The organism is Bradyrhizobium sp. CSA207 (assembly GCF_029051685.1).
Taxonomy (GTDB): Bacteria; Pseudomonadota; Alphaproteobacteria; order Rhizobiales; family Xanthobacteraceae; genus Bradyrhizobium.
In genome coordinates, this window is sequence record NZ_JAACFT010000015.1 from 102,116 (window position 1) to 122,680 (window position 20,565).

The window sequence follows — 20,565 nt, forward strand, 5'->3', positions numbered from 1 at the left end:
CGCTTGCGCGCTGGTCGTTATCGCGGTGCCAAACCCGCGAGATGGCCGATCAGCCGATCGATCTCGGCTTCCGTATTGTAGTAATGCGGGGAGGCGCGCACCACCGGCGGCAATGAGCGAATCTCGGCATCGATGCGCGTGCTCGACGGATCTGAGGCGCCGATCGTGATGCCGGCCGCGGCTGCGCTACGGACAATGGCTTCCGCCTCGTACCCCTCGATCGTGAAGCTGACGATGGCGCCCGGCGCGCGTCCAAGGTCGCGAATTCTGATGCCCCGAATGGACGTGAGGCCGCCCCGGAGGCGGTCCGCCAGCATGCGGCAGCGCTGTTCGATGGGGCCTATTCCGATATCAAGGGCGTAATTGACGGCAGCGCCCAGCCCAAGCCGGGCTGCGTAATTGTTCTCCCAGGTCTCGAAACGGCGCGCATCGTCGCGAAGCCGATATTCGTCTCGCGAGACCCAGGGCGCTGCGAAGTGATCGATCATCGGCGGTTCAAGCTGTTGCAGCATCGCTCGTCGCACGTAGAGAAATCCGGTGCCGCGCGGGCCGCGGAGGAATTTACGGCCGGTGGCTGATAACATGTCACAGCCGATGGCCTCGACGTCGACCGGCATCTGGCCGACCGCCTGGCAGGCGTCGAGCAGATAGGGAATGCCCCGCGCTCGCGCGATCTTGCCGACCGCCGCCGCTGGATTGACCAGCCCGCCATTGGTCGGAACCCAGGTGATCGCGATGAGCTTCACGCGCTCATCGATCATGCGCTGGAGCGCTTCAATATCGAGCTCGCCGCTGGCATCGCTCGGCACGACATCGATGACCGCGCCTGTTCTCCTGGCAACCTGGAGAAACGCGACATAGTTCGCGGCATATTCCGCCTCGGCGGTCAGGATGCGGTCGCCCTCGCAAAACCGGAGCGCGTAGAACGCCATTTGCCAGGCGACCGTCGCGTTTTCCATGAGCGCTATTTCATCGGGTGCGGCATTCAGCAACCGTGCCACCGAGCCATAGACCGCTTCCAGGCGATCGGACTCCCGGTCCGCAGCGGCATACCCTCCGATCTCGCTCTCCAGATCGATATGCCGTTTCATCGCCTCCGCAACGAGCGTCGGCATGAGACCTGCTCCCGCGTTGTGGAGATAAGCAAGCCGTGAGGCGGCCGGCGTATCGGCACGTACTCGGTCGATGTCGATCACCTGCACCTCCGCCCTCGCGATCTCCGCATGAATTAGACGTGTCCAGGGATGCGAGCAAGACGGCCGGCGGCAATGCCTGGTTCCGCCTCAGATGCAGAGGCCAAGCAGCTTGATTTGGCAGTTGCTGGATTTGGGCTTGCTTGCAGGAGTGGCCTCGCGTTTCACGGCCACCAGCGGCTCCTTGCCCTTCTTGCCTTTGCCCGGCTTGGGCTCGTAGCCGCCTGCGATCACCATCGCCCAATAGGTACGCTTGCCGCTGGCGTTTTTGGCGTTCGCGGTGCCGACGCGGGAGGCGTTGTGCAGCAGCAGGTTCTTGCGGTGCCCAGAGGAGTCGATCCACTGGCCGAGGGTCTTTTCGAAATTGTCGTAGCCGTAGGCGATGTTTTCGGCGGCGCGGCCTGCGCCGGCCGGTGCGACACGGCGGTTGAACGGGCCGAGGGCGTCGTGACTGAGATCATCCTTGGCCGCCATCGCGCGCGCCTGGTCCATGGCGATGCGATCGAGGGTGGCATCGCGCACGACGCGGATCTCACCATGTTTCAAGCGGAAGCTGGAGATCAGCTCGGCCGGAGACTCGGCTAGCGCCGGTGTGGCGGCCAGCAGCAGGCCGACAATCATTCCGCCAACCACACGATTTGTCATCGTCCCCGAAAGGATCATTGCTCACCAAGCCAGCGCGCTACCCGGCCGCTTCTCCATCGGCAATGTGGATGCTTCAAGGCGCGGGTCCATGGTTAGCTCGCCGGCAGGTCTGCCTCGAAATTGAAGCGGTCGCGCAGGTTCTTGCGTTGCTCCAGGATGTCCTTGAGGAAGGCGCGGTCCTGGTCGTTCTTCATCATCGGTTCGATCAGGTCGAGCTGGTTCATGGCGACCAGTTGCAGGATCTCGGTGCGGGGCTTGCCGCTGGGATCGCGCGGCAGCGCATGCACGACCTGGATGTGCTCCGGTGGCTTTGGTCCCCTGGCTGCGGTCAGTTCGTTGCGAAGCTGGCCTTCGAGCGTAGCCTGGTCGCCTTCAACGAACGCATAGAGCCCGACGCCCGAGCGACGGTCGGCAAACGCGACGATGGCGGTGTCGCGCACGGCCGGGTTCTTGCGGATCAGATCGGCAAGCACCGGCGCGTCGTTGACGAGCCTGCGGCCGCCGCCTTCGCGGTCGGTGAAATTGAACAGGCCGCGAGTGATCGCGCGATAAACCTTCTTGCCGGTGGCGAGCCACAGGCTTGCGGCGAACGATTTTTTCGCGAGGATTTTTCGTTCCCGCGGCGTCAACGCCTCCGGAGCATAGGAACGCTTGTGCTTGAGCAGATGCCGGAGGTCTTCGTAGGCCAGGATGCGATAGAGCCAGCCGCGGCGCTCGAAGCAGGCGGCGAGCTGGAAGTCGGTCACATAGGCGCGGCCGTTGCGGCCGACCAGCCAGTTCTGCTCCTTGGCGAGATCGTTGTGGCAGATGCCGGCGCGGCGCAGCCGGCGCAGCGCGGCCTTGGCCGAGCGGAAATAGGCGAGGTCGCCATGCGGCTTCGCCAGATGCAGCGTGACGCCGTCGACGAAGCCGCGGACCAACGCCCGGCGACCGGACCAGAGCAGTTCGGGACCAACATTGAGGCCTTTGGTCCGGGCCAGCGCACGCTTTTCGCGCGCGAACAGATGGCTTGCCAGCAGGAACGACCACCACGGCACCTCGTCGAGCCGGCGCAGCACCGCATCGACCTCGCCGTTGTCACCACGGAAGCGGCCGCGCTCGACGGTCGAAAACACGTCGCGCTTGAGCAGCACGCCCTCGATCCAGCGCGCCGAGAGCAGCGCGGCGTCGTTTTTGGGGAGGCTCATCGAAAACTCACGCCGCGGCGGCAATGTTCAGGTGATCGACGATCCAGCGATCGAGATCGGCTAGCGCTCGCGCACTCATCGCCTGCTTCTTGGCCACCGTCTTCTCGTTGCCGCGCAGCCGGCTTCCGTCGGGCTTTTTGGTCGGCGCGCTGGCGAGCGGCGGGAACAGGCCGAAATTGATGTTCATCGGCTGGAACGACCGCGTGCCTGGCTCGATGGTCTCGATATGGCCACCGGTGATGTGGCCAAGCAGCGATCCCAGGGCCGTCGTGCCGGGCGGGCTTGCGAGCCGCTCGCCGCGCACGTCAGCTGCCGCATAAAGGCCGGCAATCAGGCCAACGCTGGCGGATTCCACATAGCCTTCGCAGCCCGTCATCTGGCCGGCAAAGCGCAGCCGAGGTTGCGCACGCAGGCGCAACTGGGTGTCGAGCAGTTTTGGCGAGTTGAGAAAGGTGTTGCGGTGCAGGCCGCCGAGCCGAGCGAATTCGGCTTTCTCCAGGCCTGGAATGGTGCGGAAGATGCGCTGCTGCTCGCCGTATTTCAGCTTCGTCTGGAAGCCGACGATATTGTAGAGCGTGCCGAGCCTGTTGTCCTGGCGCAGCTGCACGATTGCGTAGGCCTTCGTCGTGGGATCGTGCGGGTTGGTGAGGCCCACCGGCTTCATCGGGCCGTGACGCAGCGTCTCGGGGCCGCGCTCTGCCATCACTTCGATCGGAAGGCAGCCGTCGAAGTAGGGCGTGTTGGTTTCCCAGTCCTTGAACTCGGTCTTCTCGCCGGCGATCAGCGCGGCGACGAAGCCGTCGTACTGCTCCTTGGTCATCGGGCAGTTGATGTAGTCGGCGCCGTTGCCGCCGGGGCCGACCTTGTCGTAGCGCGACTGGAACCAGGCCACCGACATGTCGATGGACTCGCGGTGCACGATCGGCGCGATCGCGTCGAAGAAAGCGAGCGCGTTCTCGTCGGTCAGTTCGCGGATGGCCTCGGCGAGAGGTGCGGAGGTGAGGGGGCCGGTGGCAACGATGACGTTGCTCCAGTCGTCCGGTGGCAGGCCCGCGACCTCGTTGCGGGCGATCTCGATCAGCGGGTGCTCGTTGAGTGCCTTGGTGACGGCGGCGGAAAAGCCGTCGCGATCGACCGCCAGCGCGCCGCCAGCGGGCACCTGGTTGGCGTCGGCCGCGCGCATGATCAGCGAGCCGAGCCGGCGCATTTCCGCATGCAGCAGCCCTACGGCGTTGTTGGCGGCGTCGTCCGAGCGGAACGAATTGGAGCAGACGAGCTCGGCGAGCCCGTCGGTGCGGTGTGCCTCGGTCATGCGCGCTGGCCGCATCTCGTGCAGCACCACGGGGACGCCTGATCTGGCCACCTGCCAGGCAGCCTCGGAGCCGGCAAGGCCTGCGCCTATCACGTGCACAATGTTGGATCGGAGTCCTGTCATGGACGGGACAGGTAGCGCTTTTCGGCGGTCAGTGGAATCGCCGAGATTGAGTTTTCTGCCTTCAGATACGACAGCGCCCGCACGAGGCGGGCGTTATCGTATCGTCCGGTGAGGCTGAACGAAATCAGCCCTGATATTCACCGGCGGCAACGCGCGGGATGTCCGAGCGATCGAGGCCGATATCGGCCAATTCGCGATCGCTGAGCTGGGACAGCTCGGCAACATTGCGCTGATAGTCCCGGAAAGCCTGGATCATGCGGATGAGCGAGAGCAGCATTGGTAGTCTCCTGTAGTTCGATTCAGCCCTTGCCCGGGCCTCATCGTTGAACTGAATATAGATAGATGTGGTGCAGTGCGGAAGTTCCGATGTTGCGATGCAGCTAAGCGGTGAGCGCATGACATCGATAACGGACGATTAACCTGGCGGCAGACTCGCTCAATAGCTAAGCGAAAGCAGCCGCAATTTCTGATAAATATCCGGAAAACCACGGGTTTATTACTGGGGGTGCGGTTCCGCCTATAACCGAATTAGGTTGTATTGCTGCAACCGGCAAGAAGAGTCGGCAGCGTCTATGCCCAAGTCCCGCATGCGTGATTCGCATGTGTCGGAAACCGTAGATATGAATTGAAATTCATATCAAGGTGGAGGGCGCGTGTATCAAGCGCGTGTTCTGACTACGTAGACGTAATGAAAATCGGCGCCCCTAAGGGGCGCGCGCGAGCTGGGTGGCGAAATAGGCGACCGTCTTGGAATAGACCTCGCTCTTGTTCCACTGCTGGAGCACCGCGAAGTTCGGGCTGCCTGGCTGCCAATCCTTACCCCGCTGCCAGCCATAGCCGGCGAGATAGTTGGCGGTGGACGCGAGGACGTCCGGCGCGTTGTGCAGGAGATCGCGCTTGCCATTGCCATCGAAGTCGACGGCGTATTTCATCCAGGACGACGGCATGAATTGGGTCTGACCGAGCTCGCCGGCCCAGGCGCCGCGCATATCGCCGGGTGCAAGATCGCCGCGCTGGACGATGCGTAAGGCATCCATCAGTTCGGCGCGAAACTGCTCGGCGCGCCGGCAGTCATAGGCCAGCGTCGCAAGCGAGCGGATGGTTGCGAACTTGCCGGTGTTGACACCGAAATCGGTCTCGAGACCCCAGATCGCGACCAGAACCTCGCCCTGCACGCCGTAAGTCTGCTCGATGCGGGACAGCACCGAGCCATACTGCTTCATCATATTGGAGCCGCGTTGAAGGCGCGGCGGCACCATGCGGCCAGAAAATTCCTCAAAGGTCTGGTTGAAGACTTTTTGCGAGCGGTCGCGATTGAGCACGGCCTGATCCAGCGTTACGCCGGCAAGCCCCGATGCAATGGCTTGCTGCGAGATGCCCTTGGCTGCAGCTTCGGTTTTGAAGTCAGCAAGCCAGGCGTCGAAATTGCTCGAACCGCAGGCGACGGCGGCGAGCGCGGGCTCGGCGGACATGATTGACACGGAGAGGGCGAAAGCTGCGAGGGCGAGACGAGAAATCGTCGGGGTCATTCGACTAAATTGATTCCATGAATTGGCATGACCGGCGGCGGCAATCTCGATTTAAACCGCGGCCAAAGCAAGGCGTTTGATGCGCCCGATCCTGCCCGGACCCAGGCAGGATCGGATGTCACGCTATCGTCAGACGTCCGTCCGATTCCGCCAGGGGAAGAGGTTGGCGGGGAAGTCGGCGGCCGGCTTGCGCGGACGATGCGGCGGAGGCGGCACCGGCTGCGCGCCGGGATCGGCGACGATCACCTTGCGGTAGAGGTGCCAGGTGGCGTGGCCGAGCAGGGGGATGACGATGGCCAGGCCGAGGAAAGCCGGAATCGTGCCGAGCGCTAGCAGCACCGCGACGATCAGGCCCCAGGCCGCCATCGGCACAGGATTCCTGGCGACGACGCGGAGCGAGGTGACCATCGCGTCGAACGCACCGGCGTGCCGGTCGAGCATGAGGGGAAACGACACGGCACTGAGACACAGCGCGGCGAGCGCGAACAGGAAGCCTGCGCCGCAGCCGACCACGATCAGCCACCAGCCCTGTGGTGTCGTCAGCACGCGCGTCAGAAAATCCGAGATGCCGGTCGCACCCTCATAGCCGAAGGCTGCGACATAGATCGCCTGCGCCGTAGCGACCCAGGTCACGAACAAAGCAAGCAGCAGCGTGCCGAGGCCGAGCATGGCGCCAAAGGAGGGTGAACGCAGCACTTCCATGGCGTCCCAGGCGCTGGCCTCTTCATGGCGTTCGCGCCGGCTGGAGAGCTCATAGAGGCCGAGTGCGGCGAACGGGCCGATCAGAGCGAAGCCCGCAGCGAGCGGAAACAATAGCGGCAGCACTGAATAGCCCATCACCGCGCGGGCAAGCACGAGGCCCAGCACCGGATAGATCACGCAGAGGATGATGGCATGGCTCGGCACCGCCTTGAAATCTTCCCAACCGCGGCGGAGTGCGTCGTGCAGTTCGGACAGTTGGATGGTCCGGATGGTTGGTCCAGCCGCATCGGACTGGGCCATCGTGGGCACATTGCCCTGGTAGAGAGTGGCCATCGTTGCTTGCTCCCTTGGCGGCCGAATCCGGCGCCGCCAAACGGCGCAAGCGGCCGCTTTTTCTTGGATGATCGCGATCCCGACCAGACGCGAATTCCGGATGGCATCGCGAGCTGAACAGGAATCGTACTCCCAATTCTCCGTCCTGTCCCTCACGCTTGGGTGAGATTCGATGTCGCGGTGCAACCTCGATGATGTCATTCGGCCGTCATTTCGCCGCAGATAAGCTGATGCTGCTTGCCGGTTCGCAGAACTCTGCGGGCGCAACGCAGAAACTTCGTCTATAAGTGCCACTCAAGGTCCTTCCAATGGATCCTTTTCGGGGAGCAGATATGAGCATTTTCGGTAAAATCATGGGCGCGATCTTCGGCAGCCATCCGGCTTCCGCCGCGCCCGCCGGTGGCGCAGCTTCGGGCAGCGCACCTGCAGGGGCCGCTCCCGGCAGTTCCGCGCCGGCAGGGGCGCCGATGGCAACCGTCGACGTTGCGGCGATCGTCGACGCGGCTGTCGCTGCGCACAAGGGCGAGAAGCTGGAATGGCGCACCTCGATCGTCGACCTCATGAAGGCGCTCGACATTGATTCCAGCCTTGCAGCGCGCAAGGACCTCGCCAAGGAGCTCGGCTACAGCGGCGACACCAACGATTCGGCGAGCATGAATGTCTGGCTGCACAAGCAGGTGATGTCCAAGCTCGCCGCCAACGGTGGCAAGCTGCCGCCTGAGATCAAGCACTGACCGATCGCCCGGTGGCTGCGAGGGCCCGCGATTGTGCGGGCCCTTTTTGCTTCAGGCAACCAGATCCGCATCCTCCGGATGCTTGTCGAGATAGTCCACGACGAAGCCGCAGCCGGCGATTACTTTCCTGCCGTCGCGGCGGATCAATTCCAGTGCGCCCTTGACCAACCCCGAGGCGATGCCGCGGCCGCGCAGCGCGCGCGGCGTCTCGGTGTGGGTGATGATCACAGCGGACGGCGTCAGCCGATAATTGGCGAAGGCAACTTCGTTTTCGACATCGAGTTCGAAGCGGCCTCTCTCCTTGTTGTCGCGTACCGATGCCGCCATGCCAAACCTTCCGACGTACTGCCTGCGCCTCTGATCTAGGCGCCTGAACGCGTCCTTGCCAAGGCGCGACCAAGGGAGGTTGCCGCAGGGGAGATATCTGAAAATGCGTGTCCGGCTCAGCCTCACGGCGTTGCCTGAGCCGCGATTCGTTAACGCCCCGCCCGCAAAGAACATTGGTGGTCTTGCAATCGCGCGCGGGTTCCCTACGTCTTGTTACAGGACATACGCCCGAATGCGGCCGGCATGGTCGCCAGACGTTCGGAGTGTCGTGATCGCCAGCCGCAGACGTATGCCTCTTTTTGAGGAGGGTACGATGTCGGACTTTGGTTTCTTGAATACTCATCGAACATGGGAAGACTGGTGCGGGATGCTGCTCGGTGCGTTGATTGCTGCATCGCCGTGGTTTCCCATCCAGGATCAGTCGGGGATCGTCGGACGTGAGATCATGGTTCTGAACGCGGTCGCGATCGGCCTCGTCATATTTGGGCTCAGCCAGCTCGAATATGTCGCCTTGCAGCGCTGGCAGGAGGTGGCGACAATCGTGATTGGGCTGTGGCTCATGGTATCGCCCTACGTGCTCGGCTATTCCGGTGAAGGTTTTCTCCGGGTCTACCATACAAGTCTGGGAGCGGTGGCGGTGGTCCTCGGCGTCCTCCAACTGTGGCAGGACTGGGATCTGAGCGACCAGGATATGCTGAAGCACGGGCAATAGGCCGTAGATGTCAGCAGGCCCGCTGCAAGATCGGCGGGCCTGCTCCCGCTCATCTTTTTACCAGATCCTGATAGTCCGGGTGCTTCTCGATCCACGCTTTCACGAATGGGCATTGCGGGATCAGCTTCAATCCGGCCGCACGGACGTGGTCGAGTGCGCCTTGCACCAGCTTTGAGCCGACGCCCTTGCCGCCGAGTTCTTTCGGCACGTCCGTATGCTCGAATGTGATGACGCTGCCGTCGAGCTTGTAATGTTCGGTCGCGAGATGGCCTTCCATCTCCAGCTCGAAACGGTGGTGGGCCTTGTTGTCGATGACGTCGCTCATCGTATCTCCGGTCAGCTCTTCAGCGAGTCCGTCAGCATCTTGCGGATCGACCAGACTTCGCCGTCTGACGAGCCCGTGATGTCGTCGATCTTCCAGCTGCCAGCCTCGCGCACGAGGTCATAACGCACGACCTGGTCGGAAAGTCTGCGGTCGGTTCGGTTCAATCGGTCGCTTTGGCGAGCCGCGAATCCTCCGGCTGTTGCTGCGGGCGGAGGCAGCCCTGGCAGATGACCAGCGAGCGGTTGACCCTGGCGTCCTGCTCGGCCTCGACGCCGTCCTGCGCCTGCCACCACTCCTTCGAATTGGGCTGGAGTCCCGCTTGCGACATGTTGCGCTCAGATCGGGTCGCGGTCTGTCTCGGTTCGGAGCCAGCACGCGGATGGTTGGGATTCTCGCCGGCGCCATCCCAGGCGTAGCGTGCCGGCGTGAAGGCTGCATCCGGGGCCAAATGGGCTTGCGGTCCCATGGCACATCCGGCAAGCGCCAGCGACAACAGGAGAAGGGCGGGCGCTTTGACCATGATGCGGCACTCTGTACGCGAGGACTGGCCGAGGTTGCGCCGATCATGTTTAAAATTCCCTGAACGATCGCCGCTCTGCCGACGACCGAGGCGAATGCGATAGGTAGCTCTCCTGTTCACACTGCTCGCAACCCCTGTGCGGCCGGCGGCCTTGCAGGCGCGCCGGCGATGGCGATAAATGGGTTGCAAGGAGCGGGCGGCTTGCGTGCCGTCCGCCGTCGAAGAGGAAGCCCCATGCAGCCCCTGCGCATGTCCCGCCGCGTCATGAATCTCGCTTACATGCTGACCCAGAACGCGCGGCGGCATGGCTCTCGGCCCGGCTTCGTCTGGGGTGACAAGTCCTGGAGCTGGCGCGAGATCGATGCGCAGGTTTCGGCGCTGGCCGCCGCACTCGCCGCGCGCGGTATCAAGAAAGGAGATCGCATCCTCGTCCATTCCAAGAATGGCGACGAGATGTTCTTTTCGATGTTTGCCGCATTCCGGCTTGGCGCGGTCTGGGTCCCCACCAATTTTCGCCTGATGCCCGACGAGGTCACCTATCTCGCACAGGCCTCCGGGGCCAAGGCATTTTTGTGCCACGTCGATTTCCCCGAGCACGCTGCGGCCGTCAGCGGCGGCGCGCTGGAATTCACCTGGAGCATCGACGGCAAGGCGTCGTTCGGCGAGACGTCGGTTGCGGATGCCATCGCCTCGCAGGCGAACGCCGCGGTCGAGAACGTCGCAGTCGAGCACGACGATCCCTGCTGGTTCTTCTTCACCTCGGGGACCACGGGCCGTTCCAAGGCGGCGGTGCTCACCCATGGCCAGATGGGCTTTGTGATCACCAATCATCTTGCCGATCTCACGCCGGGCACGACCGAAGCTGACGCGTCGCTGGTGGTGGCGCCGCTGTCGCATGGCGCCGGCGTGCACCAGCTGATGCAGACCGCGCGCGGCGCACGCACCGTGCTGCTGCCGACCGAGAAGTTCGACATCAACGAGGCGTTCCGCCTGATCGAGGCGCATCGCGTCAGCAATCTCTTCGTGGTGCCGACCATCCTGAAGATGATGGTCGAGCATCCCGCGGTCGACAAATACGATCATTCCTCGCTGCGCCAGGTGATCTATGCCGGCGCGCCGATGTATCGCGAGGATCAGAAGACCGCACTGAAGAAGCTCGGCAAGGTTATCGTGCAATATTTCGGCCTTGGCGAGGTTACCGGCAACATCACCGTGCTGCCGGCAGCGCTGCATGATCCCGAAGACGGTCCGCATGTGAAGCTCGGCACCTGCGGCTTCGAGCGCACCGGCATGCAGGTCTCGATCCAGGACGACGAGGGCCGTGAGCTGGGCGCCAATCAGAGCGGCGAGATCTGCGTGATCGGCCCTGCGGTGTTCGCCGGCTATTATGATAACCCCGAGGCCAATGCGAAGGCGTTCCGCAACGGCTGGTTCCGCACCGGCGATCTCGGTCACATGGACGAGGAGGGGTTCGTCTATATCACCGGCCGCGCCTCCGACATGTACATCTCGGGCGGCTCCAACATCTATCCGCGCGAGATCGAGGAGAAGATCCTGACCCATCCGTGCGTCGGAGAGGTCGCCGTGCTCGGCGTGCCCGATCCGACCTGGGGCGAGGTCGGCGTCGCCGTCTGCGTTGCGCGCGAAGGCGAGAAGCCCGTGAGCGAAGCGGAGATGGCGGCGTTCCTTTCGCCGAAGGTGCCGCGCTACAAGATGCCGAAGCGATTCTTTTTCTGGGACGCCTTGCCGAAGTCCGGATATGGCAAAATCCCAAAACGCATGGTACGCGACGAGCTCGAGGCACGCAGGCTGCTCGATCTCGACAAGACGAAAGCGGGCTGAGCGGTCGTCATGCGCAGCATCAAGCAGCCGGGCACGCCGATTCCCGAGCGCATCCAATGGGTGGAGGCGAGGGGACGTGCCTTCTCGTTCACGCTTCAACCAGGTTTGCCGCTGCTGGAGGCTGCGCGCCGCGGCTTTGCGGCAGAGGGATTTGCCGGCGGCGTGCTGAACTTTGGCAGCGGCGCGCTCGGACCGTTCGCCTATGTGATGCCGGCGCTGTCCAAGACCGGCGAGAATGCCGCGTTCTACAGCGACACGTTTCGGCCCGCGGGCGTGACGCGCACGAAGCTCGGCAGCATGACGCTCGGCACACGGGACGGCGCGCCATTCTTTCATTGCCACGGGCTCTGGACCGAGGCCGACGGCAAGGCGAGCGGCGGACACATGCTGCCGGACGCGACGATCGTCGCCGAGCCGTTTTTGGTCGAGGGTTTTGGGATTGATGGCGCGATGTTTACCGCCGAACCTGATCCCGAGACCAACTTCAAGCTGTTCGGGCCGGTCGCGGCTGCAAGCGGTGGCGCACGCGCGACGAGCCGCGCCTTTGCCCTGCGGCTTCGCCCGAACCAGGATTTTCCCGGCGGCCTTGAAGAGTTTTGCCGCGCGCATGGTGTCACCCGCGCGAAACTCCACGGCGGCGTCGGCTCGACCATCGGCGCACGCTTCACCCATGGCGGCATCACCGAACCATTCGCCACTGAGCTCGCCGTCACCGCCGGCACGATCGCACCAAGCAGTTCGGGCGCGCTCGAGGCCACACTCGACGTCGCCTTGATCGACTACACCGGCGGCCTCGCCGAGGGTCGGCTGATCCGCGGCGATAATCCGGTTTTGATGACCATGGAGCTGGTGCTCGAGGCGCTGGGCTAGGCCTCGACCGGTGCTTGCAGTAGTGCTCGAATGCCACTTCCATGAAATGATTGTTCCTGATATGTTCCTGATGTGAATTTTAGCGGGGACGGGAACATGGGCCGGAAAGGACGCCGTCAGACCACGTTGCGAGCGCCGTATCTCAAGCGCGTATGGCTCGATCGCTCGCAGGTGGAGGATTGGGAGATCTATCCGTTCTGCCTTCCCGTGTTCAGGGACGAGTTCGACCTGAGCTTCGATACGGCGATCACCATCATCGTCGGCGAGAACGGTACCGGCAAATCGACCATCCTTGAAGGCATCGCGGGGATGGCCGGCTTTGCCAGCACCGGCGGCCGCAAGGGCTTTCAGGAGATCGATGGCGGCGGCATGGAAGTCACCGGCGTAGAGCTGTCTACCGCCTTGAAGGCTGCCTGGGTACCGAAGGTGACCGACGGCTGGTTTTTCCGGGCGGAGACATTCTTTTCTGTCGCGCGCTATCTGGACCGCTCGGCCGGGAGTGCTGCGCAACTCATGGAGGGTGTGTTTGGCGCGAGCGTTCAGGAGGCGCCAGACTATCTCTCCTTTTCCCATGGCGAGGGCTTTCTGGTCTTCTTCGAGGAACGCTGCCAAAAGCAGGGCATCTATATCTTCGACGAGCCGGAATCAGCGTTGTCGCCGGCGCGGCAGATGGACTTCCTCAAGCTCCTGCACCGGATGGATCGCTCCGGAAATTGCCAGGTCATCATGGCGACCCATGCGCCTCTGCTGATGGCTTATCCAAATGCGCAGCTGCTACGGCTCGGGAAATACGGCCTGGAGCCGACAACGGTGGAGCAAACCGATCACTACCGGGTGATGCGCGAATTCTGTGACGATCCGCGGGGGTTCGTCGAGGCGACGTTGACGGAGTAGCCGCGGGACGCGACCGACACTCGCTCTCTCCATCGTCATTGCGAGGAGCTCTTGCGACGAAGCAATCCAGAATCTCTCCGCGGCGGCAGTCTGGATTGCTTCGCTGCGCTCGCAATGACGGAAGATAGGCCCGTGCATCGATCTCAAATCGTACCTTCAGCGTGTCGTGACGATCGCGATGCGCCCCTCGGCCGGGTTGGGATGGTTTTCTATTCGATAATCAGAAATACGGATAAAGAGAAATATTTGCAGTCGCAGACCTTCCCATGGGTGTTTTGCCCGCCGCGCCACGCAAGAATTTGTGGGCTGCGCGAACGCTCCGCCGCAGCGGCGCCACGAACAGGTCTCCCCCCGGCCCCAAAATGCGCTACGATGATTCCAGCGCGCCTCAAAGTCGCGCACGATCAATGAGACGCATGAGGAAACGAGATGAGGGTGACGATTGGACGGCGCACGGCCGTGGCTGCGGCGCTGGCGGCGGTGGGAGCGGCGGCATTGACTGCGGCTTTTACACCGGCCTGGGCCCATGGGCCGACCCGGCAGAAGGTGCGGGAATCCATCGAGATCAACGCAGACCCGGCCAAGGTGTGGGCCGCGATCGGCAACTTCCAGGACATGAGCTGGCTGCCGCCCGTCACCAAGACCGAGGGCGAGAAGGGCAATGAGATCGGCGCGACGCGCCGTCTGACGCTGACCGGCGGCGCCACTGTCGACGAGGAGCTCTACAAGTTCGACGGCGCTGGGATGACCTATTCCTACCGCATCACTGCCGTTGACGTGAAGGCGCTGCCGGTGACCAACTATTCCTCGACGCTGACGGTGGCGCCGAGCGCCGACGGCAAGGGCTCGACGCTGGAATGGGCCGGCGCGTTCTACCGCGGCTTTCCCAACAACGATCCGCCGCCGGAGCTGAGCGACGAGGCCGCCGTCAAAGCGGTGAAGGGGCTTTATCAGGCCGGGCTCGAGTCGCTGAAGAAGAAGATCGAAAGCGGAAGCTGAGCGTGCGGGCTCTGGTTCTGGCGGCGCTTGCCGCCAGCATCGCGCATGCGTCCGCTGAAGAGGCCTTCGTCACCAACCAGCTCAGCGACGACCTGATGGTCGTGGACCTCGCCACCGCACGTGCGGTGGCAACCATCCCGATCGGCGGCAAGCCGGCCGGCGTAGCCGTCAGCGCGGATGGGCGCTTTGCCTATGTAACGAGCCCGGATGCCAAGGCCGTGACGGTGGTGGACGCAGCAACGCGGAAGGTCTCGGGGCGGATCGAGGTCGGCGGCGGGCCGCTCGGCATCGCGGTCGCGCCTGATGGCAAGACGGTCTACGTCGCCGACTGGTACGCCGCCGCGGTGCGCGTGATCGATGCGGCGACGCGCAGCGTCACGGCCAGCGTCGCGGTCGGTGCCTCGCCGTCGGGCCTCGCCGTGACGCCGGACGGCCGCTGGCTGCTTTCGGCAGACCGCGACGACGACAGTCTCTCAGTCGTCGATACCGCGACACGCGAGCGCAAGGCGAGCATCAAGGTCGGCACGCGTCCTTTCGGCGTCACCATCGACGCCGATGGCAAGCGCGCCTACACCGCCAATGTCGGCTCCAACGACGTCTCCGTGATCGACCTCGCGGCAGGAAGCGAGATCGGCCGCGTGCCGGTCGGGATGCGGCCCTATGCGGTGGCGCTGGCGCAAGGGCGCGGCTTCGTTACCGACCAATATGGCGGCACTGTCAGCGTGTTCGATCTGGCGACGCTGAAGCCGGTGAAGCGTATCACCGTCGGCGACTACCCCGAAGGCATCGCCGCCACCGCCGACGGCAAGCGCATCATCGTGGCCAATTGGGAGAGCAACACGCTTCATATCATCGATGCGACCGAGCTGAAGGTGATCGGCGAGGTCAAGACCGGCGACGGCCCGCGGGCGTTTGGGGCGTTCTTACGGCGGACGGAGTAGAGCGGAGCAATTGTAGCCCGCATGGAGCGAAGCGGAATGCGGGGAGACTTTCCCGGATTGCGCTTCGCTCCATCCGGGCTACCGCGCCGGCCGCAACGCGCGCACGATCTCGTCCATGCGCTCAAACACGTGCTCAGGCCCATGCGCCCGCAGCGCCGCCGGCGCCGCATAGCCCCAGCACACCGCGCCGCAGGCAATGCCGACGGTGCGCGATGCCTCGATGTCGCGCACCTCGTCACCGATCGCGATGACGCGTGCGGGCACGACGCCCGCACGCCGGATGACGCAACGGAATTTTGCGGGCTTGCCGAACAGTGGGGCGGCGCAGTCGAAATGCGCGAACAGCGCCGCCGCATCGCCGAGCTTCTGTCGCGCATTGGCCTCGCTGTCCGACGTCACTAGCGCGAGCTGCACGCCGCTCTCGGCCAGCGTCCGCAGCATCGGCTCGACGCCTGCGAACAGCGAAATCTCCGCCGTTGCTTCCGCCTTCAGCCGCCGCGCATGTCGCGCGATCGCCGGCAACTTCCACAGCGGCACCTCGAGCCGGCTCAGAATCTCGCGGGTCGAGGCATGCCGCAGCGCCTCGACATCCTCATCGGCGACGCGGCGAAAGCCGAAGCGATCGGCGACGTCGTTGATGGTGCGTAGGAACCACGGAAAGCTGTCGGCCAGCGTGCCGTCGAGATCGAAGATGGCGAGGGAGTAGGGCAATGGAGAGGTATGGAAACGGACCACGATGTCAATCAACAAAATTTAAGATTGCAAACAGCCAAGATGCATGACGAGAATGTTCTGTCGGACATCGGGAGCTGAGGAAATGCAGACGAACATGACGTTGGGAGACGGGATACTCTCGGTTCTCTTAGGTGTCCTGGGTTCACTTATTGCGGCGTATCTCTTTCTCTACGCCCCGAGATGGCTTTCTAGGGCCTCTATCGTGTGGGCTGAGCGATCGAAACGTGCATCGCTTGCTCGAATTCAAATCCTAAAAAGTCAGCTGGATCAAATCGACGAATTCCAGAAAAGTCCGGCGGCGTTTCTCGCCTGGAGCATCGCAAGCATAAGTCGTGCTGTTCTCTACGGATTGTTGGGTATGTTTCTCTCCATTCATAACTTTGCAGCCAAGGCGGACTATTCCCTCGATGTGCTTCTAGTCAAATTCAATCTTAGAGATCCGAACTTCGTTTGGGGAATGAGCGACGACAGAGTGATCGCTGTACTCTACAATGGAGCCATTGTGGCGTCGAATATTCTCATCGCGATGAGTGTGTATTCCTTCGTTCGCCTTGGACAATTTCGCAATCTTGACGAAAGGCGCATGGATTTCGAAGCCGAGATTGAGCGTTTGACCAAATAAATCCTACTCCGCCGCCTCGCTCGCCGCGCGCCTCCGCTTCGGCTTCCGCGCCTTCGCCAGCACCGGCGCAAGAAACTTCCCCGTATAGCTCCGCGGCGCTTTCGCGATGTCTTCCGGCGGGCCCCAGGCGACGATTTCGCCGCCGCCGTCGCCGCCTTCGGGGCCGAGGTCGATGACCCAGTCGGCGGTCTTGATGACTTCGAGATTATGCTCGATGACGACGACCGTGTTGCCCTGCGCCACCAGCTCGTGCAGCACCTCGAGCAGCTTCTTGACGTCGTGGAAATGAAGGCCTGTGGTCGGCTCGTCCAGGATGTAGAGCGTGCGGCCGGTGGCGCGCTTGGACAGCTCCTTTGCCAGCTTGACGCGCTGGGCTTCGCCGCCCGACAGCGTCGTCGCCTGCTGGCCGACGTGGATGTAATCGAGGCCGACGCGGTGCAGGGTCTGGAAGGTTTCGCGCACGCGCGGCACCGCCTTGAAGAACTCGGCGGCTTCCTCGACGGTCATATCGAGCACGTCGGCGATGCTCTTGCCCTTGAACAGGACCTCCAGCGTCTCGCGGTTGTAGCGCTTGCCCTTGCAGACGTCGCAGGTGACGTAGACGTCAGGCAAAAAGTGCATCTCGATCTTGATGACGCCGTCGCCCTGGCAGGCTTCGCAGCGACCGCCCTTGACGTTGAACGAGAAGCGACCGGGCTCGTAGCCGCGCGCCTTGGATTCGGGCAGGCCGGCGAACCACTCCCGGATCGGCGTGAAGGCGCCGGTATAGGTCGCGGGATTCGACCGCGGGGTGCGGCCGATCGGTGACTGGTCGATGTCGATGATCTTGTCGATGTGCTCGAGGCCCTCGATGCGGTCGTGGGGCGCGGCGCCTTCGCTGGCGTTGTTCAGCTTGCGGGCGATGGCGCGGTAGAGCGTATCGATCAGCAGCGTCGACTTGCCGCCGCCGGAAACGCCGGTGACGCAGGTGAACAGGCCGAGCGGAATTTCGGCGGTGACGTTCTTGAGGTTATTGCCGCGCGCGTTCACCACCTTGATGGTGCGGCGATGGTTCGGCGGACGCCGTTCCGGCACCTCGACCTCGAGCTCGCCGGTGAGATACTTGCCCGTCAGCGATTTCGGGTTGCGCATGATCTCGGCGGGCGTGCCCTCGGCGATGATGTTGCCGCCATGCATGCCTGCGCCGGGGCCGATGTCGAGGACGTGGTCGGCGAGCAGGATGGCATCCTCGTCATGCTCGACGACGATCACGGTATTGCCGAGGTCGCGCAGGCGTTTCAGCGTATCGAGCAGGCGCGCGTTGTCGCGCTGGTGCAGGCCGATCGACGGCTCGTCCAGCACGTAGAGCACGCCGGTCAGCCCCGAGCCGATCTGCGAGGCCAGCCGGATGCGCTGGCTCTCGCCGCCGGACAGCGTGCCGGAGGAGCGGGAGAGGGTAAGATAGTTGAGGCCGACGTCGAGCAGGAAGGTGAGGCGCTCACGGATCTCCTTGAGGATACGACCGGCGATCTCGTTTTGCTGCGTGTTCAGCGCCTCCGGCACGGTCTCGAACCAGGCGCCGGCGCCCTTGACCGACAGCTCCGAGATGTCGCCGATATGCTTGCCGCCGATCTTGACGCAGAGCGCCTCGGGCTTCAGCCGAAAGCCCTTGCAGGCCTCGCAGGGCACGTCGTGGAAATACTTCGCCAGCTCCTCGCGCGCCCATTCGCTCTCGGTCTCGCGATAGCGGCGGTTGATGTTGGTGATGACGCCCTCGAACGGCTTCTTGGTGTCGTAGGAGCGCACCCCGTCCTCGTAGGAGAACTTGATCTCGTCCTCGCCGGAGCCGTAGAGGATCGCGTCTTTGGTCTTCTTCGCAAGATCCTTCCACTTGGTGTCGAGCGTGAACTTGTAGTGCTTGCCGAGCGCGGTCAGCGTCTGCACGTAATAGGGCGATGACGATTTGGCCCAGGGCGCGATCGCGCCCTTGCGCAACGTCACGTCCTTGTCGGGAATGACGAGATCCTCGTCGACATGCTGCTCGACGCCGAGCCCGCCGCAGGCGGGGCAGGCGCCGTAGGGGTTGTTGAAGGAAAACAGTCGGGGCTCGATCTCCGGAATGGTGAAGCCGGAAACGGGGCAGGCGAACTTTTCCGAGAACAGCATGCGCTCAGGACCGCTCTTGTCGTGGATCTTTGCGGTCTTCTTTTTTTCTTCCGCAGGCGCCGCCGCTCCCGGCGCGTCGGCGAATTCGACGACGGCGAGGCCCTCGGCGAGCTTCAGCGCGGTCTCAAAACTTTCGGCGAGGCGCTGGCCGATGTCGGGCCGCACCACGATGCGGTCGACGACGACGTCGATGTCGTGCGGGAATTTCTTGTCGAGCGTCGGCGCCTCCGCGAGCTCGTAGAAGGTGCCGTCGATCTTGACGCGCTGAAAGCCCTTCTTGAGCCATTCGGCGAGCTCCTTCCGGTACTCGCCCTTGCGGCCGCGCACGACCGGCGCGAGCAAATAGAGGCGCGTTCCCTCGGCCAGCGCCAGCACGCGGTCGACCATCTGCGACACGGTCTGGCTCTCGATCGGCAGGCCGGTGGCAGGCGAATAGGGCACGCCGACGCGCGCCCACAGCAGGCGCATGTAGTCGTAGATCTCGGTAACCGTGCCGACGGTGGAGCGCGGGTTCTTCGAGGTCGTCTTCTGCTCGATCGAGATCGCCGGCGACAGGCCGTCGATCTGGTCGACGTCCGGCTTCTGCATCATCTCAAGGAACTGGCGGGCATAGGCCGAAAGCGATTCGACGTAGCGGCGCTGGCCCTCGGCATAGATGGTGTCGAAGGCGAGCGAGGATTTGCCGGAGCCGGAGAGGCCGGTGAAGACCACGAGCTTGTCGCGGGGAATCTCGACGTCGACATTCTTGAGGTTGTGCTCGCGCGCGCCACGGATCGTAATTGCGCGCAGGCTTGAGCCCGCGTTCTGCTGTTGGCGCTTCGCCTTGATCACTTCATCCATCCTGGTGGTCCTCAAGGAATCCCAAAGACGCGCGATCGCGCCAACGCTGTAGGCGCGCTTCGCCCGGAACCGGGTACGGCGCCGATGGGTATGTCAGCGAACGTAGGAAGAACGGCGACGGATTTCCAGTGACCTTTGCGAATCGTCAACGGATTGTTGACGCGCTGGCGGCATCTGGCAGCAGCGGCGTCCGGAACCGCGCGATGGCGCGCCGCTGCGAGGTCTCGCAAAAACAGAAAGGCCGGCGCACGGCCGGCCTTTCGTAACTCGATGCCGTTGAAAGCGAAGCTCAGTACTTCGCGACCACCGGGCCCCCGAAGTGATAGTTCACGCCGACCTGCACGGTGTGGAGGTTGAGCGTGCCGGTGGGCAGGGTGCCGGAGAAGTAGGTCTCGCCGCCGAGGCTGCGATAGAGATACTCGCCCTTGACCGACCACTGCGGAGCGAAGAACGCTTCGACGCCCGCGCCGACGGTCCAGCCGGAGTGCCACTTGCTGTCCGAGGCGGTGACGCCGAGCGCGGAGAGGCTAAGCTTGTTGTCGATCCAGGCGTAGCCGCCGGTGCCGTAGAACAGGACCTGATTGACGGCGTAGCCGATGCGGCCGCGCACGGTGCCCATCGCATCGGTCTTCGAGCTCAGCGTGGTGGAGACAACACCGAAGCCGGGGACAGCGACGGGGCCGGTCGCCGAAGCGCTGACGTCAGCCCAGGCGCCATCAGCCTCAACACCGAACACGACGTTGCCGGTCTGCCAGTTGTAGCCGGCGGTGCCGCCGACGAAGCCGCCCTTCATCTTCGGGTCGCCCGAGCCGTTCTCCCAGGCGCCGCCACCGACGATACCGAGGTAGAAGCCGGTCCAGTTGTAGACCGAGGCTACAGCCACCGGAGCCTTGGTGTAGGGGCGAGCCGCGAGATCGGCGGCCGAAGCCGGTGCAGCGAGTGCAAGCAAACTGGCCGAAGCCAACAAAACCTTTTTCATTTTCAACTTAATCCCAGTCCCAGTTTCTGTTGTTGCCTTCCGCGAGCGGAAAGACA

At 63.5% G+C, this 20,565-nt stretch carries 21 protein-coding genes and 1 pseudogene; 8 read left to right on the forward strand and 14 right to left on the reverse strand.

The window, feature by feature from the left end; translation table 11 throughout:
• Window positions 1–17 precede the first annotated feature (17 nt).
• The 7 genes from GWG65_RS18565 to GWG65_RS18595 form a co-directional block, all read right to left on the reverse strand.
• Complete coding sequence (locus tag GWG65_RS18565) at window positions 18–1,196, reverse strand: aminotransferase class V-fold PLP-dependent enzyme (RefSeq protein WP_275196988.1); 1,179 nt, start codon at window positions 1,194–1,196, stop codon at window positions 18–20.
• An 87-nt stretch (window positions 1,197–1,283) separates the two neighbouring features.
• Window positions 1,284–1,856, reverse strand: a complete 573-nt coding sequence (locus tag GWG65_RS18570; RefSeq protein WP_275196989.1) for a CAP domain-containing protein — start codon at window positions 1,854–1,856, stop codon at window positions 1,284–1,286.
• A gap of 74 nt (window positions 1,857–1,930) precedes the next feature.
• Window positions 1,931–3,025: a serine/threonine protein kinase gene (locus GWG65_RS18575; protein WP_275196990.1), complete on the reverse strand. Its 1,095-nt coding sequence runs from the start codon at window positions 3,023–3,025 to the stop codon at window positions 1,931–1,933.
• Between the two features lie 7 nt (window positions 3,026–3,032).
• Window positions 3,033–4,460 (reverse strand): methylenetetrahydrofolate--tRNA-(uracil(54)-C(5))-methyltransferase (FADH(2)-oxidizing) TrmFO, encoded by a 1,428-nt coding sequence (gene trmFO / locus GWG65_RS18580; protein ID WP_275196991.1) that lies wholly within the window; start codon window positions 4,458–4,460, stop codon window positions 3,033–3,035.
• A 124-nt stretch (window positions 4,461–4,584) separates the two neighbouring features.
• Window positions 4,585–4,737: a DUF1127 domain-containing protein gene (locus GWG65_RS18585; RefSeq protein WP_148739724.1), complete on the reverse strand. Its 153-nt coding sequence runs from the start codon at window positions 4,735–4,737 to the stop codon at window positions 4,585–4,587.
• Between the two features lie 427 nt (window positions 4,738–5,164).
• Window positions 5,165–5,989 carry a lytic murein transglycosylase gene (locus GWG65_RS18590; protein WP_275196992.1) on the reverse strand — a complete coding sequence of 275 codons (825 nt, stop codon included), beginning with the start codon at window positions 5,987–5,989 and terminating at the stop codon, window positions 5,165–5,167.
• Between the two features lie 129 nt (window positions 5,990–6,118).
• On the reverse strand, window positions 6,119–7,024 hold the full coding sequence (locus tag GWG65_RS18595; protein WP_275196993.1) for a DUF2189 domain-containing protein: 906 nt from the start codon (window positions 7,022–7,024) through the stop codon (window positions 6,119–6,121).
• Between the two features lie 332 nt (window positions 7,025–7,356).
• On the opposite strand from GWG65_RS18595, the gene GWG65_RS18600 reads away from it, so the two are divergent.
• Window positions 7,357–7,758 (forward strand): DUF3597 domain-containing protein, encoded by a 402-nt coding sequence (locus GWG65_RS18600; RefSeq protein WP_187435880.1) that lies wholly within the window; start codon window positions 7,357–7,359, stop codon window positions 7,756–7,758.
• A 51-nt stretch (window positions 7,759–7,809) separates the two neighbouring features.
• On the opposite strand, the gene GWG65_RS18605 is transcribed toward GWG65_RS18600, so the two are convergent.
• Entirely contained in the window at window positions 7,810–8,085 is a 276-nt protein-coding gene (locus tag GWG65_RS18605) for a GNAT family N-acetyltransferase (protein WP_275196994.1), read from the reverse strand.
• Between the two features lie 313 nt (window positions 8,086–8,398).
• Between GWG65_RS18605 and GWG65_RS18610 the strand changes: the two genes are divergently transcribed.
• A complete protein-coding gene (locus tag GWG65_RS18610; protein ID WP_148739719.1) occupies window positions 8,399–8,797 on the forward strand; it encodes an SPW repeat protein in 399 nt (132 codons plus the stop codon).
• A gap of 49 nt (window positions 8,798–8,846) precedes the next feature.
• On the opposite strand, the gene GWG65_RS18615 is transcribed toward GWG65_RS18610, so the two are convergent.
• The 3 genes and pseudogenes from GWG65_RS18615 to GWG65_RS18625 form a co-directional block, all read right to left on the reverse strand.
• Window positions 8,847–9,122, reverse strand: coding sequence for a GNAT family N-acetyltransferase (locus tag GWG65_RS18615; RefSeq protein ID WP_275196995.1), 276 nt, complete (start codon window positions 9,120–9,122; stop codon window positions 8,847–8,849).
• An 11-nt stretch (window positions 9,123–9,133) separates the two neighbouring features.
• Window positions 9,134–9,283, reverse strand: a pseudogene (locus tag GWG65_RS18620) (DUF3828 domain-containing protein); the annotation flags it as partial.
• On the reverse strand, window positions 9,283–9,642 hold the full coding sequence (locus tag GWG65_RS18625; protein WP_275196996.1) for a hypothetical protein: 360 nt from the start codon (window positions 9,640–9,642) through the stop codon (window positions 9,283–9,285). The pseudogene GWG65_RS18620 and the gene GWG65_RS18625, both read right to left, overlap by 1 nt.
• A gap of 234 nt (window positions 9,643–9,876) precedes the next feature.
• Here GWG65_RS18625 and GWG65_RS18630 point away from each other — a divergent pair, with 234 nt between their 5' ends.
• The 5 genes from GWG65_RS18630 (at window position 9,877) to GWG65_RS18650 (ending at window position 15,188) form a co-directional block, all read left to right on the forward strand.
• Window positions 9,877–11,484, forward strand: a complete 1,608-nt coding sequence (locus GWG65_RS18630) for an acyl-CoA synthetase (protein ID WP_275196997.1) — start codon at window positions 9,877–9,879, stop codon at window positions 11,482–11,484.
• A gap of 9 nt (window positions 11,485–11,493) precedes the next feature.
• A complete protein-coding gene (locus GWG65_RS18635; protein WP_275196998.1) occupies window positions 11,494–12,354 on the forward strand; it encodes a DUF296 domain-containing protein in 861 nt (286 codons plus the stop codon).
• Window positions 12,355–12,450: 96 nt separating this feature from the next.
• Window positions 12,451–13,248 carry an AAA family ATPase gene (locus GWG65_RS18640; RefSeq protein ID WP_275196999.1) on the forward strand — a complete coding sequence of 266 codons (798 nt, stop codon included), beginning with the start codon at window positions 12,451–12,453 and terminating at the stop codon, window positions 13,246–13,248.
• Window positions 13,249–13,677: 429 nt separating this feature from the next.
• Complete coding sequence (locus tag GWG65_RS18645; RefSeq protein WP_275197000.1) at window positions 13,678–14,247, forward strand: SRPBCC family protein; 570 nt, start codon at window positions 13,678–13,680, stop codon at window positions 14,245–14,247.
• Between the two features lie 2 nt (window positions 14,248–14,249).
• On the forward strand, window positions 14,250–15,188 hold the full coding sequence (locus GWG65_RS18650; protein WP_275197001.1) for a cytochrome D1 domain-containing protein: 939 nt from the start codon (window positions 14,250–14,252) through the stop codon (window positions 15,186–15,188).
• Window positions 15,189–15,266: 78 nt separating this feature from the next.
• Here GWG65_RS18650 and GWG65_RS18655 read toward each other — a convergent pair whose 3' ends face one another.
• The gene (locus GWG65_RS18655; RefSeq protein ID WP_275197075.1) at window positions 15,267–15,899 is read right to left on the reverse strand and encodes an HAD-IA family hydrolase; all 633 of its coding nucleotides are present in this window, start codon (window positions 15,897–15,899) and stop codon (window positions 15,267–15,269) included.
• Window positions 15,900–16,005: 106 nt separating this feature from the next.
• Here GWG65_RS18655 and GWG65_RS18660 point away from each other — a divergent pair, with 106 nt between their 5' ends.
• Complete coding sequence (locus GWG65_RS18660) at window positions 16,006–16,545, forward strand: hypothetical protein (protein ID WP_275197002.1); 540 nt, start codon at window positions 16,006–16,008, stop codon at window positions 16,543–16,545.
• Between the two features lie 3 nt (window positions 16,546–16,548).
• Here the strand turns inward: GWG65_RS18660 and uvrA are convergent, their stop codons facing one another.
• Window positions 16,549–19,530: an excinuclease ABC subunit UvrA gene (uvrA, locus tag GWG65_RS18665; RefSeq protein WP_275197003.1), complete on the reverse strand. Its 2,982-nt coding sequence runs from the start codon at window positions 19,528–19,530 to the stop codon at window positions 16,549–16,551.
• Window positions 19,531–19,819: 289 nt separating this feature from the next.
• Entirely contained in the window at window positions 19,820–20,509 is a 690-nt protein-coding gene (locus GWG65_RS18670; protein ID WP_275197004.1) for an outer membrane protein, read from the reverse strand.
• Between the last annotated feature and the right edge of the window lie 56 nt (window positions 20,510–20,565).

Bases quoted from the DNA above. Each gene is read 5' to 3' on its own strand.
- GWG65_RS18575 (WP_275196990.1), bottom strand. From the start codon at position 3,025: ATGAGCCTCCCCAAAAACGACGCCGCGCTGCTCTCGGCGCGCTGGATC.
- GWG65_RS18645 (WP_275197000.1), top strand. From the start codon at position 13,678: ATGAGGGTGACGATTGGACGGCGCACGGCCGTGGCTGCGGCGCTGGCG.
- GWG65_RS18625 (WP_275196996.1), bottom strand. From the start codon at position 9,642: ATGGTCAAAGCGCCCGCCCTTCTCCTGTTGTCGCTGGCGCTTGCCGGA.
- GWG65_RS18600 (WP_187435880.1), top strand. From the start codon at position 7,357: ATGAGCATTTTCGGTAAAATCATGGGCGCGATCTTCGGCAGCCATCCG.
- GWG65_RS18595 (WP_275196993.1), bottom strand. From the start codon at position 7,024: ATGGCCACTCTCTACCAGGGCAATGTGCCCACGATGGCCCAGTCCGAT.
- GWG65_RS18590 (WP_275196992.1), bottom strand. From the start codon at position 5,989: ATGACCCCGACGATTTCTCGTCTCGCCCTCGCAGCTTTCGCCCTCTCC.
- uvrA (WP_275197003.1), bottom strand. From the start codon at position 19,530: ATGGATGAAGTGATCAAGGCGAAGCGCCAACAGCAGAACGCGGGCTCA.
- GWG65_RS18615 (WP_275196995.1), bottom strand. From the start codon at position 9,122: ATGAGCGACGTCATCGACAACAAGGCCCACCACCGTTTCGAGCTGGAG.
- GWG65_RS18610 (WP_148739719.1), top strand. From the start codon at position 8,399: ATGTCGGACTTTGGTTTCTTGAATACTCATCGAACATGGGAAGACTGG.
- GWG65_RS18570 (WP_275196989.1), bottom strand. From the start codon at position 1,856: ATGATCCTTTCGGGGACGATGACAAATCGTGTGGTTGGCGGAATGATT.
- GWG65_RS18630 (WP_275196997.1), top strand. From the start codon at position 9,877: ATGCAGCCCCTGCGCATGTCCCGCCGCGTCATGAATCTCGCTTACATG.
- GWG65_RS18635 (WP_275196998.1), top strand. From the start codon at position 11,494: ATGCGCAGCATCAAGCAGCCGGGCACGCCGATTCCCGAGCGCATCCAA.
- GWG65_RS18605 (WP_275196994.1), bottom strand. From the start codon at position 8,085: ATGGCGGCATCGGTACGCGACAACAAGGAGAGAGGCCGCTTCGAACTC.
- GWG65_RS18640 (WP_275196999.1), top strand. From the start codon at position 12,451: ATGGGCCGGAAAGGACGCCGTCAGACCACGTTGCGAGCGCCGTATCTC.
- trmFO (WP_275196991.1), bottom strand. From the start codon at position 4,460: ATGACAGGACTCCGATCCAACATTGTGCACGTGATAGGCGCAGGCCTT.
- GWG65_RS18670 (WP_275197004.1), bottom strand. From the start codon at position 20,509: ATGAAAAAGGTTTTGTTGGCTTCGGCCAGTTTGCTTGCACTCGCTGCA.
- GWG65_RS18660 (WP_275197002.1), top strand. From the start codon at position 16,006: ATGCAGACGAACATGACGTTGGGAGACGGGATACTCTCGGTTCTCTTA.
- GWG65_RS18585 (WP_148739724.1), bottom strand. From the start codon at position 4,737: ATGCTGCTCTCGCTCATCCGCATGATCCAGGCTTTCCGGGACTATCAG.